Origin of the sequence: Enterobacter sp. TCD1-1, from assembly GCF_020567405.1 — a bacterium.
GTDB classification, from domain to species: domain Bacteria; phylum Pseudomonadota; class Gammaproteobacteria; order Enterobacterales; family Enterobacteriaceae; genus Enterobacter; species Enterobacter quasiroggenkampii.
Genome location: NZ_JAJCXF010000001.1, coordinates 250,074 through 261,717, shown reverse-complemented (window position 1 = coordinate 261,717; position 11,644 = coordinate 250,074). Strand labels below are relative to the sequence as shown.

9 protein-coding genes are annotated in these 11,644 nt (G+C 59.9%); 4 read left to right on the top strand and 5 right to left on the bottom strand.

Annotated elements, in window-relative coordinates; translation table 11 throughout:
* Positions 1-97: 97 nt before the first annotated feature.
* Positions 98-1,219, top strand: a complete 1,122-nt coding sequence (locus tag LJA86_RS01255; protein ID WP_069720322.1) for a YbdK family carboxylate-amine ligase — start codon at positions 98-100, stop codon at positions 1,217-1,219.
* On the opposite strand, the gene LJA86_RS01250 is transcribed toward LJA86_RS01255, so the two are convergent.
* From LJA86_RS01250 to LJA86_RS01240, 3 genes are all read right to left on the bottom strand, one after another.
* Positions 1,149-4,304 carry an efflux RND transporter permease subunit gene (locus LJA86_RS01250; RefSeq protein WP_196345942.1) on the bottom strand — a complete coding sequence of 1,052 codons (3,156 nt, stop codon included), beginning with the start codon at positions 4,302-4,304 and terminating at the stop codon, positions 1,149-1,151. The two genes, LJA86_RS01255 and LJA86_RS01250, sit on opposite strands and share 71 nt — an antisense overlap.
* Positions 4,305-4,313: 9 nt before the next feature.
* Entirely contained in the window at positions 4,314-5,375 is a 1,062-nt protein-coding gene (locus LJA86_RS01245) for an efflux RND transporter periplasmic adaptor subunit (RefSeq protein WP_229225407.1), read from the bottom strand.
* A 127-nt stretch (positions 5,376-5,502) separates the two neighbouring features.
* Positions 5,503-8,211 (bottom strand): cation-transporting P-type ATPase, encoded by a 2,709-nt coding sequence (locus LJA86_RS01240; protein ID WP_229225405.1) that lies wholly within the window; start codon positions 8,209-8,211, stop codon positions 5,503-5,505.
* A gap of 479 nt (positions 8,212-8,690) precedes the next feature.
* On the opposite strand from LJA86_RS01240, the gene LJA86_RS01235 reads away from it, so the two are divergent.
* Complete coding sequence (locus LJA86_RS01235) at positions 8,691-8,939, top strand: DUF1158 domain-containing protein (RefSeq protein ID WP_020689370.1); 249 nt, start codon at positions 8,691-8,693, stop codon at positions 8,937-8,939.
* Positions 8,940-8,993: 54 nt separating this feature from the next.
* Here LJA86_RS01235 and LJA86_RS01230 read toward each other — a convergent pair whose 3' ends face one another.
* Together LJA86_RS01230 and LJA86_RS01225 are read right to left on the bottom strand one after the other, a co-directional pair.
* Positions 8,994-9,335, bottom strand: coding sequence for a RamA family antibiotic efflux transcriptional regulator (locus LJA86_RS01230; RefSeq protein WP_010428317.1), 342 nt, complete (start codon positions 9,333-9,335; stop codon positions 8,994-8,996).
* A 32-nt stretch (positions 9,336-9,367) separates the two neighbouring features.
* Positions 9,368-10,471, bottom strand: coding sequence for an MBL fold metallo-hydrolase (locus tag LJA86_RS01225; RefSeq protein WP_229225403.1), 1,104 nt, complete (start codon positions 10,469-10,471; stop codon positions 9,368-9,370).
* A gap of 190 nt (positions 10,472-10,661) precedes the next feature.
* Between LJA86_RS01225 and LJA86_RS01220 the strand changes: the two genes are divergently transcribed.
* Together LJA86_RS01220 and LJA86_RS01215 are read left to right on the top strand one after the other, a co-directional pair.
* Complete coding sequence (locus LJA86_RS01220) at positions 10,662-11,252, top strand: TetR/AcrR family transcriptional regulator (RefSeq protein WP_045909668.1); 591 nt, start codon at positions 10,662-10,664, stop codon at positions 11,250-11,252.
* A complete protein-coding gene (locus LJA86_RS01215; protein ID WP_023293103.1) occupies positions 11,242-11,610 on the top strand; it encodes an MmcQ/YjbR family DNA-binding protein in 369 nt (122 codons plus the stop codon). The genes LJA86_RS01220 and LJA86_RS01215 overlap by 11 nt, the downstream gene beginning before the upstream one ends.
* The last annotated feature ends 34 nt before the right edge of the window (positions 11,611-11,644 follow it).

Here is an 11,644-nt window from a genome sequence, read left to right as displayed (position 1 = left end):
CCCTTTTTGCTAAGCCTGCTATCAGTTATACCACCCTGAGACGAGCGCGCCACACCCGTTGTCTATACTCAACACTCTACAGACAACGGAGTGCGCCATGCCTTTACCCGATTTCAAATCCTCTGAACCGTTCACTCTTGGCATCGAGCTCGAACTGCAGGTGGTTAACCCGCCGGGGTACGATCTCAGCCAGGACTCCTCCGCGCTTATCGCCGCCGTCAAAGACGACATCAAAGGCGGTGAAGTCAAACACGACATCACCGAAAGCATGCTCGAAATCGCCACCGGCGTGTGTCAGACCATCGATCAGGCGGCGGCGCAGTTCTCAGTGATGCAGCAGAGTATCCTGCGCGCGGCGGCAGAGCAGCACATTCAGATCTGCGGCGGCGGGACGCATCCGTTCCAGAAATGGCAGCGCCAGGAGGTGTGCGACGACGAGCGTTATAACGTCACGCTGGAGCGCTTTGGCTATCTGATTTTGCAGGCGACGGTGTTCGGTCAGCACGTTCACGTCGGCTGCCGGACCGGGGATGATGCCATTTACCTCCTTCACGGCCTGTCGCGCTTTGTGCCGCACTTTATTGCCCTGGCGGCCGCCTCGCCTTACATGCAGGGCACCGACACAAAGTTCTCCTCGTCGCGGCTCAATATCTTCTCCGGGTTCCCGGATAACGGACAGATGCCGTGGGTCAACAGCTGGCAGGAGTTCGAAGGGCTGTTCCGCCGCCTGAGTTCCACCAGCATGATCGACAGCATCAAGGATCTGCACTGGGATATTCGCCCCAGCCCGCATTTTGGCACCGTGGAGGTGCGGGTGATGGATACGCCGCTGACGCTCGGCCACGCGATTAACATCGCCGGGCTGATTCAGGCCACGTCACACTGGCTGCTGACCACGCGGCCGTATAAGCATCAGGAACGGGATTTTCTGCTCTACCGTTTTAACCGTTTTCAGGCATGTCGCTACGGGCTGGAGGGGATCCTGACGGATGTGCACACCGGCGAGCAACGAACCGTGGCGGAGGACATCGCCTGGCTGCTGGAGCAGGTGGCGCCGTCGGCCGATAAGCTCGGTGCGACAAGCGCAATCAATGAAATTGCCCTGCTGTTAAAGCAGGGCAAGAGTGAGGCGCAGCGCATGCGGGACTTTATCGCCGACGGCGGCTCGCTGATTTCTCTGGTGCAGAAGCACTGCGAGCTGTGGGCGACGAGTCCGTAAGGCCGTGGCCCCACTCCCGCAGGCGCTGGAACAGCACGAACAGCGCGGGGATGAACAGAATCCCCACCACGGTCGCCACCAGCATGCCGCTGAAGACCGTGGTGCCGATGATGCGGCGGCTCTGGGCGCCTGCGCCGGTCGCCAGCATCATCGGCAAAACGCCGATAATGAACGACACGGCGGTCATCATCACCGCCCGGAAGCGGCGCGAGGCCCCTTCCCGCGCGGCATCGACAATCGCCATTCCGTCCATACGCCGCGCGCGGGCGAACTCGACGATAAGAATCGCGTTCTTGGCCGCTAACGCGATCAGCAATACCAGACCAATCTGCACGTACACGTCGTTGGCGTATCCCGCCAACCACAGCCAGACCAGCGCCCCGCCAATAGCAAACAGCACCGAGAGCATCACGCTTGCCGGGAGCGTCCAGCTCTCGTACTGGGCGACGAGGAACAGCCACGCCATCACCACCGCCGCCAGCACGATCCAGATCGCCTGATTACCTGTCTGCTGCTCCTGGTACGACATGCCGCTCCAGGCGTAGTCGTATCCGGCCGGCAGGCTTTCCGCCAGAATCTTACCCATCGCCGCCATCGCGGTGCTGCTGCTCACCCCAGCCGCTGCCGAGCCGCTCACCGACACGGACGGGAACTGGTTGTACTGCTGCAGGAACGGCGCGCCGACGGTCGGCGTGATGGTGACGAGGTTGCTCAGGCGCACCCGCTCGCCGCTGTTGCTGCGCACGAACAGCTCGCTGATCTGCTCTGCGCGCTCGCGCCACTGCATCTCGTTCTGCATCACCACGTGGTAGACGCGGTTGTTGATGCTGAAATCCCCGGCGCGCGTGCCGCCAAAGGCGGTTTGCAGGCTGCTGAAGATGCGCGACACCGGCACGTCGAGACGGGCGGCGCGCTCGCGGTCAACGGTCAGCGTCAGCTGCGGCACGTTGCTGCTCCAGGTGGTGAACACGCGGCTCAGCTGCGGATGCTGGTTGGCTTTCGCCAGCACCTCGCGGGTGACGCGCTCCAGCTCCGCCGGGCTCTGCCCCGCCTGGGCCTGGATGCGCAGGTCAAAGCCGGAGGCGTTGCCCAGCCCCGGCAGCGTCGGCGGCGCGAAGGTCATGATGGTCGCTTCCGGCAGGGCCAGCAGCTGGCGCTGCAGGGTGCCCATCACCTCCTCCAGCGGCGGACGCGCGCTCCAGTCCTTCAGCATGATGGAGATAAACCCGCCGTTGGAGGCGCTGGTGCCGTTGAGGATGTTAAATCCGGAGACCTGAATGACGTCCTCCACCGCCGGATTTTGGGCGATCAGCTCCCGCGCGGTGGTCATCACCGCTTCGGTGCGCTCCAGCGAAGCCGCTTCCGGCAGCTGAACGCTGGCGAAGAAGTAGCCCTGGTCCTCCTGCGGCAGGAAGCCTTTTGGTATCGACATAAAGCTGAACAGCACGACTGCCGCCGCGCCTGCGGTGGCAAGCAGCGCCAGCCACGGACGCAGGTTTAAGACATGCACGAGGCGGGTGTAAAAACCGCGTGTCGCGTCCAGCCCGCGGTTGAAGGCGCGATAAATGGCCGCCGGTTTCTCCGGGCGCGGACGCAGCAGCATCGCGCACAGCGCGGGCGTCAGGGTCAGCGCCACCAGGCTTGAGAGCGTCACGGCGGTGGAGAGCGTCACCGCGAACTGGCGGTAGAGTTCGCCGACAATGCCCGGCAGCAGCGCCACCGGCACAAATACCGCCAGCAGCACCAGCGTCGTCGCGATCACCGGCCCGGCAATCTGGCGCAGCGCCAGCGCGGTTGCCGCCGTGCGGCTCTGCCCTTCCGCCATCAGCGTTTCAACGCTCTCCACCACCACGATGGCGTCATCCACCACCATGGTCAGCGCCAGAATAATGGCAAACAGGCTGAGGGTGTTGGCGGAGTAGCCGAGCGTATAGAGCACCGCAAAGGTGCCCACCAGCGACACCGGAATGGCGAGGGCGACAATCAGCGTCGCGCGCCAGCTCTGCAGGAACAGGGAAACAACGATAACCACCGCCAGCATGGTCAGCGCCAGCGAGACGCCGATCTCTTTAATGGTGGCGGCGACAAAAGAGGTGGTGTCGAATTTCACCTCATAAACCAGGTCGTCCGGGAAGCGCGTTGAGAGGCGTTCCAGCTCCGCGCGTACTGCATCGGCCACGCGCAGGGCGTTGGCGGACGGCGTCGGATAGATACCCAAATAGGCGGAGTCGTGCCCGTTCAGCTGCGCGCCGGAGCTGTAGCTGCGCGAGCCGAGCTCGATGGTGGCGATGTCCTTCAGGCGCACCAGCTGGCCCATCTCCCCGGCGCGGATGATGATGTCGGCAAACTCTTCGGCCTGGCTTAAGCGCCCCAGCCCGTTGATGGTCAGGGTCTGCTGCTGGCCGTTAAACACCGGCGGCGTGCCCACCTGACCCGCAGCGCCCTGTACGTTCTGCTCGCGCAGCGCCTGCGCCACGTCATCGGTGGTGACGTTAAGGGCGTTCATGCGGTCCGGGCGCAGCCAGATGCGCATGCTGTAGTCGCGTGCGCCGAACATCTGCACCTGCCCCACGCCGGGCAGACGCGACAGCGCCTCGCGCACCTGGGTGCTGGCGTAGTTGCTGACGAACAGCGGCGTGTGGGTGTTATTCGGTGAGTAAAGACTTACCCCCATCATCAGGTTGGTGGCCCGCTTGCGCACCTGCACGCCGTTTTGCTGCGCCTCGGTCGGCAGCTGCGCCACGGCCTGCGCCACGCGGTTTTGCACGTCGATGGCGGCAAGATCCGGATCGGTGCCCGCCGCAAAGGTAATGTTCAGGCTGTAAGTGCCTTCGTCCGAACTGGTGGACTCCATGTAGAGCATATGGTCCACGCCGTTCAGCTGCGTCTCCAGCGGCGTGGCGATGGCCTCCGCCACGTCAGCGGAGCTGGCACCCGGCCAGCTGGCAGAGACGTTCACCACCGGCGGCGTGATCTGCGGGTACTGCTCCACCGGGATAATCCTCAGCGCAATGGCCCCCAGCAGGGTGATGACCAGCGCAATCACCATCGCGAAGCGCGGGCGTTTGATGAAAAACGTCAGCATGATGGCTCCTTAATTCAGTATCTGGACAGCAGCGCCGGGCTGCACGCGCTGCGCGCCGTCAGTAATCGCTCGCTCACCGGGCTTCACGCCAGAGGTGATCTGGAACTGCTGGCTAATCTGACCAGCCACGTTCAGCGGGCGCATTTCGGCGTTGCCGTCGGCATTAACGACCCAGGCAAAGTAGCCGTCGCCGTTCTGCTGGACCGCGGCGGCGGGCAGGGTCAGCACCGGCTGTTCACTTGCCGGGCGCAAAAACACGTTCACATTACCGCCGGGCAGCAGCTGATGGCGCGGATTGGCAAACTCGGCGCGCAGCATCACGCTGGCGGTACGCGGGTCAACGCGGTTATCCACTGATGTCAGCTCGCCGCTGACGCGCTGGCCGTTGCTGTCGATCAGCGCCTGCCAGGCACGCTTCATGGCGTTGATATCCGCATGCTGTCCGGCTTTGGCGGCAAACGCCCCCTCTTCCAGCGCAAAGGCGATGCGGATCGGGTCAAGCTGCACCACCTCCACCAAAACGCCGCTCGCAGGGTTGACCAGGCTACCCACGTGGAAGCTGCTGTGTCCCACGCGGCCGTCAATCGGCGAGGTGATACGGGTGTAGCTCAGGGTGACGTTGCGGGCTTCGAGCCGGGCCTTCGCCTGCTCGAGAGCGGCGCTGGCGACGTCGCGCTGCATGCGGGCGTTGTCCACGTCGTGACGGCTGATGGCGTTGCTGCTGCCGAGACTTTCAAAGCGGGAAAGCTGCTGCTGCGCCTGGCGCAGCGTGGCTTCGGCGCTTTTCACTTCGGCCTGCGCCAGGCGCAGGGCGGCGCGCGGCTCGGCGTCGTCCAGCTCAAACAGCACGTCGCCTTTTTTCACGTACTGCCCGTCGCGGAAGTGGATTTTGGCGATCGCGCCTTCCGTGCGCGCCCGCAGCTCAACGGTGTGAATGGCTTCGATGCGGCCCGGGATCTGGCGCTCGGCGGCGTGGGCGGTTTGCTCCACGGTGGCGACGCGAACGGGAATGGCGGCGAATGCGGGTTGCAGGGTGCAGGCGAGGAGCGCGAACAGGAGTGGGAGTTTCATGGGAGTACCTCAGGGTTGTTTCCCCTCACCCCGGCCCTCTCCCCAAAGGGGCGAGGGAGAAAACCGGGCGGTCCCCTCTCCCCTGTGGGGAGAGGGTTAGGGTGAGGGGTAAGGTTTTAAGGTTTAGTTATGCAGCCTTACGGAACCTGCGGGTCAGTCGCTTCTCGATTTCGACGACGAAGAACATCACGCCTGCAACGGCCAGGGTCACAAACCAGTAGCGCAGCGGCAGGGCTTCGGTGCCGAACAGCATCTGCATAAACGGCAGGTAGATAATTGCCGCCTGGAGCAGGAACAGCACGCCCGTCACCAGCCAGATCCCTTTGTTCGCCAGCAGGCCGCGGTTGAGGGAGAATCCTTCGGTGTTGCGGCAGTTAATCATGTATACCCACTGGGCGCAGACCAGCATCTGCAGCAGCACGGTGCGGATGAACTCCGCGCTGTGGCCACGCGGGGCCAGCCAGGCTTCCAGCGCAAAGGCAGCGATGGCAATCATGGTGCCAACGAAGGCCACGCGCCAGACGGCGTAGGCGTCCATCACGTGCTGCCCGGTCTGACGCGGCGGACGGCGCATGATGTTGCGCTCGGCGGCCTCAAAGGCCAGGCCGAAGGAGAGCGTGGCGGAGGTCGCCATGTTCATCCACAGAATCAGCACCGGCGTCAGCGGAATGATGTTCCCCGCCAGCAGCGCAATCACAATCAGCAACCCCTGCGCCAGGTTGGTCGGCATGATGAACAGGATGGTCTTCTTCAGGTTGTCGTAAACGCGACGCCCCTCTTTCACCGCGCTGGCGATGGTGGCGAAGTTATCGTCCGTCAGGACCATGTCCGCCGCCTCTTTGGTCACTTCCGTGCCCTTAATGCCCATCGCAATACCCACGTCCGCCTGACGCAGCGCAGGGGCATCGTTCACGCCGTCGCCGGTCATGCCGACGATTTCGCCTTTGTCCTGCAGCGCTTTCACCAGGCGCAGCTTATGCTCCGGGCTGGTACGGGCGAAGATGTCATACTTCACCGCCGCGTCCGCCAGCTCGGCGTCGTCCATCTTCTCCAGCTCATAGCCGGTGACCGCCTGCTCGCTGTTGCTGATCCCCAGCATCTGCCCGATGCTCATTGCCGTCTGCGGGTGATCGCCGGTGATCATCTTCACGCGGATCCCCGCCTGCTGGCAGGCGTTAATCGCGTCAATGGCTTCCGGGCGCGGCGGATCCATCATCCCGGCGATGCCGAGGAAGATCAGACCGTGGCTCAGGTCATCGTGCGTCAGTTCCTGCTCGCCGTTCGCTGGTTTGAACGCCGCGGCGACCATGCGCAGCCCCTGACGCGCATAGCGCTCCATCTCACTTTCCCAGTACGTGCGGTTGAAGGCTTCTGCACCGTGACGGGTCTGCTGCTGCGCACAGAGGGCGAAAATGACGTCCGGCGCGCCGGTGATCAGGATCTGCTCCTCACCGCCAATCTGGTAGTGGGTGCTCATGTACTTGTACTGCGAGTCGAACGGGATCTTGTTAACCAGCGCGGTCATCACCGGCTCAAGGCTGGCTTTCGCCGCCAGCACCTTCAGCGCGCCCTCGGTTGGGCCGCCGGTGATGCCCCACAGCCCGCGATCGTCCTCAATCAGCTGGCTGTCGTTACACAGGTCGATGGTGCGCAGGTACTGCTCCAGCACGGTGCCCGGCTGGATCTGCACCGGCTCGTCGCTGCCTTCCAGGTAGATGTTACCCACCGGTTCGTAGCTGTTGCCATCCACGCGGTAGCAGGCGTCGGCGGTGATGATGGCTTTGACCGTCATCTCGTTCATGGTCAGGGTACCGGTTTTATCCGAGCAGACCACGGTCATCGCGCCGAGCGTTTCAACCGTCGGCAGCTTGCGGATAATCGCCCGCTTGCGCGCCATCGCCTGCACGCCAAGGGAGAGGATGATGGAGATAATGGCCGGCAGACCTTCCGGTACGGAGGCCACCGCCAGGCTAATCAGGGAGAGCAGCAGCTCGCCCATCGGGATCTCGCGGAACGCCAGGCTGAAGGCAAACAGCGCGGCCATCATCGCCAGAATAATCGCGAAGATCGCTTTACCCAGCTTGTCCATCTGCACCAGCAGCGGCGTACGGTGCTTCTCGATACCCGCCATCATCTGGTTGATGTGGCCGAGTTCCGTATCCTGACCGGTCGCGGTGACCACACCGATGCCGCCGCCCGCGCTGACGGTCGTCCCGGAGAAGACCATATTGGTGCGATCGCCCAGCGGTAATTCGCCGCTCAGAGGATTAACGTGTTTATCCACCACGGTGGATTCACCGGTCAGAATCGCCTCTTCCACGCGTAAATTATGCGCTTCAATTAAACGCATATCCGCCGGAATACGATCCCCCGCACGCAATACAATAATATCGCCCGGGACTATTTCAGTTGTGGGGATTGTTTCATGGTTGCCGTTACGAATAACGCGCGCCTCGCTGGCGAGCATATTACGAATACTCTTCAGGGATTTTTCCGCGTTACTTTCCTGAATATGACCAATTAAGGCATTGATTACCGCCACGCCCAAAATAACCAGCGTATCAACCCAGTGGCCCATTACTGCCGTTAATACGGCGGCGGCCAGCAGGACATAAATCAGCACATCATTAAAATGGGCCAGGAAACGCAGCCAGGCGGGTTTGCCTTTTTTCTCCGGCAGCGCGTTCGGCCCTGTTTTTTGCAGACGCGCCTGCGCCTCTGCACGGTCCAGACCGCTGGCCTGGCTCTGCGCGTGTGCAAGCACCTGCTCTACGGTCTGCTGGTATGCCAGCCCGCCGGAAGGCGGCACGTTCGGAATCACTTTTTTTTCAGTCATCGTATTTTTCCTTCAATTTCCGGTGAACAGAAGCCTGAATTCCTTTCGGGCTTAAATAAATTCATTTTAAAGTCTTGCGGGTAAAATTGATCTACCGCAATATAATGACTTCTCGGTTATTCAAAACTGTTTAAAACTATTTCGATGTTCTGATTTTTACAAAATATTTCTAAACCAACACTAAACGAGGGGGAACCATGTGGGGTATTTATCGCGGGCGCAGACTGGTGTTATACGTTATCGCGGCCATTGTTATTGCCACGTTAATTGGTTATAGCACCTATACATTTGTAAAATTATTTTCCTGATGCGGACGTTTATTTACATAACGCGATATTAATATAAACGCCGGGTCGTATGTTGTTATTTGTGCGCAGTAATAATGTTTTTGTTTTATTCAAAAAGGTCAGCGGGGCTGATATTGCTTTACGTTACAGAATGCCGGACAATGACATTTTTAACTGACGATTAACACTACGATGAAACACCCGCTAGAATCGCTGCTCACCGCAGGCGGCATTTTATTACTGGCCCTGCTTTCGTGCCTGCTGCTCCCGGCGCCTTCGCTTGGGCTGGTGCTGGCGCAGAAGCTGGTTCAGACCTTTCACATGGTCGATCTTAACCAGCTCTATACCATTCTGTTCTGCGTGTGGTTTTTACTGCTCGGGGCGATTGAGTTCTTCGTGCTGCGTTTCGTCTGGCGACGCTGGTTTTCACTCACGTCCTGAGCCCATAAAAAAGCCGGGTGGCGGCTACGCCTTACCCGGCCTACACGCGACAGGTTAATGTGTCTGGCTATGGTTCTCTTTACGGTACGCACCCGGCGGCTGGTTGAACGTACGGGTGAAGATACGGGTAAACGTCTGCTGCGAGTCAAACCCGTAACGCAGGCAGATGTCGTACACCCGGGCGTCGGATTCTCGCAGATCGCGCGCCGCCAGCAGCAGCTTACGTTCACGAATATAACGTCCCAGACTCTCCCCTTTGTACTGCATAAACAGCCGCTGCAGGTGCCATTTCGAGTAACCCGCGTGGCGGGCAATCTCTTCTATTCGTAATGGCTGGTGCAGATTGTCGTCGATCCATTCGACGATAGTGTCGATGACTTGAGCGGAAATGGTCATACTGCTGTCCCCCTCTGCTTCTTGCTTAAACATTATTCCCACCACGCACGAAAGGTTTGTGCGCTGTCGCTTACCCGGACGGGCTCGCCCAGTTCCGGCGTCAGCAACCGATAATTTTTATCCTTGCTGGCTTTTGCCAGCTGGATCAGCGGATCGTTCCAGGCGTGTTTCGCCAGCACGAAGCGTCCGTTATGCCCGGGCACCACGGCTTTCGCGTTCAGATCCGCCGAGGCCTGCGCCGTTTCCTCCGGCAGCATGTGGATGTACTTCCAGTCCTGGTCGTACTGGCCGTTTTCCATGATGGCGACGTCCACTTCGCCAAACTGTTCACCGATGGCCCTGAAGTGCGGGCCGTAACCGGAATCTCCGCTGTAGTAAACCTTCTGCTCTGGCGTGACGAACATGAAGCTGCCCCACAGGGTGCGATCGCGTTTGATGCCGCGACCGGAGAAGTGACGCGCAGGCAGAACGTGCACCGTCAATTCATCGCTGATGCGTACCGACTGGTTCCAGTCGCGCTCGTCAATAATCTCGGGCTTCATCCCCCAGTAGCGCAGGTGGGATCCCACGCCCAGCGGCGTCACCACCCGCTTCACCTTCGGCAGTAGCGCCTTGATAGTGGCGTAATCCAGATGATCGTAGTGATCGTGCGAGATAATCAGCAGGTCGATCTCCGGCATGCGTTCAGCACGCCACGGATACTCGCCGGCAAAGGCCTTATTGAGGAATGAGAACGGCGCGGCATAGTTGCCAAGCACCGGGTCAATCAGGATGCGTTTGCCCGCGAGCTGCAGATACCACGAAGAGTGACCGAGCCACACCAGGGTGTCCTGCTCCAGCGGCAGGCTCGCAAGATCGGTTTTCACCAGCGGCAGCGGCTGGGTCGGGCGGGCGTTTTCGGTTTTTTTAGTCAGAAACTCCCACATCGCGACCAGCATATTTTTGTCACCGTTATATCCCGGTGTCGGCAGCGTATTGTGGAATTTCCCCTCGCGATACTGTGGGGAGGCCTCCACTTCGGTGAGGCGTTCACCCTGCGGCGGCTGGCCGAATCCGGCATTCAGAACAAACGGTAAACTCGCGGCTGAAGCAATAATCATGATTAACACCACGCAGTTGAAGAGAGGTTTTTTCATATCCTGACCCGAAAACGCGCCCCATCCGATAGCGTGCGCAGGGTAAACTTGATTATGAGTGAGTAAGCACTCATTATAGATATGATGATAAAGTCGTCAAGACGTTTTCGATCTTTGACATTCCGCGTTGCAGCGTGTCAAAGCACGTGTTTCAATCAGGGTTTTTACAATTGACAGGAGGAAAAATTTAGTGGCACGTCCGAAGAGTGAAGATAAAAAACAGGCCTTACTGGAAGCCGCAACGGCGGCGTTTGCACAGTCAGGTATTGCCGCCTCAACGGCGCTTATTGCCCGTAAGGCGGGCGTCGCCGAAGGCACCCTGTTCCGCTACTTTGCTACGAAAGACGATCTGCTGAATGCCCTCTATCTGCATCTGAAGCAGGATCTCTGCCAGACCATGCTGGCAAACCTCGATCGCACCATCACGCTGCCTAAAGAACATACCCGCAATATCTGGAACAGCTATGTGGACTGGGGTATTCGTAACCCCGTCGCACATGCGGCGATCCGCCAGATTGGCGTCAGTGAAAAGCTGAGCGTCGAAACGGAACAGGCGGTGAAAGAGATGTTTCCGGAGCTGCATGAACTCTGCCGCCGCTCGGTGCGTCAGGTGTTTATGTCTGATGAATTTAAAACGTTTGGCGATGCGCTTTTCTTATCGCTGGCCGAAAGTACGATGGAATTTGCTACCCGCGATCCGTCCCGCGCCGTTGAGTTTAAAGCGCTCGGCTTTGAGGTGATGTGGCGCGGGCTTGCCCAGGAAGAGAGCGATGGACAGTAAAACGTTGCAGGAGCACGCAAAACGCGTGGCGCTGGAACTGCCGTTCACCGAACACTGCTGGCCGTTTGGGCCGGAGTTTGACGTGTTTAAAGTGGGTGGAAAAATTTTCATGATTGTGGCCGTCGCGCACGGGCGGCCGCACGTCAGCCTGAAGTCAGACCCGGAGAAATCGCTGTTAAATCAGCAGATTTATCGCGGCGTTGAACCGGGTTATCACCTCAACAAAAAGCACTGGATCTCCCTTTACGGCACTGACGACGTGACGCCGGAACTGGTTACCGATCTCATCAATGATTCCTGGCATCTGGTGGTGGATAAACTGCCGAAAAAAGACCAGAAGTGGATCCGACCGGTCTGATTGTTCGTCTGAGACGAACAGATTAAACGCTCGA

Coding starts and splice junctions, on each gene's coding strand:
- LJA86_RS01215 (WP_023293103.1), top strand. CDS start 11,242: ATGGACAGTAAAACGTTGCAGGAGCACGCAAAACGCGTGGCGCTGGAA.
- LJA86_RS01235 (WP_020689370.1), top strand. CDS start 8,691: ATGAAACACCCGCTAGAATCGCTGCTCACCGCAGGCGGCATTTTATTA.
- LJA86_RS01225 (WP_229225403.1), bottom strand. CDS start 10,471: ATGAAAAAACCTCTCTTCAACTGCGTGGTGTTAATCATGATTATTGCT.
- LJA86_RS01245 (WP_229225407.1), bottom strand. CDS start 5,375: ATGAAACTCCCACTCCTGTTCGCGCTCCTCGCCTGCACCCTGCAACCC.
- LJA86_RS01250 (WP_196345942.1), bottom strand. CDS start 4,304: ATGCTGACGTTTTTCATCAAACGCCCGCGCTTCGCGATGGTGATTGCG.
- LJA86_RS01230 (WP_010428317.1), bottom strand. CDS start 9,335: ATGACCATTTCCGCTCAAGTCATCGACACTATCGTCGAATGGATCGAC.
- LJA86_RS01240 (WP_229225405.1), bottom strand. CDS start 8,211: ATGACTGAAAAAAAAGTGATTCCGAACGTGCCGCCTTCCGGCGGGCTG.
- LJA86_RS01255 (WP_069720322.1), top strand. CDS start 98: ATGCCTTTACCCGATTTCAAATCCTCTGAACCGTTCACTCTTGGCATC.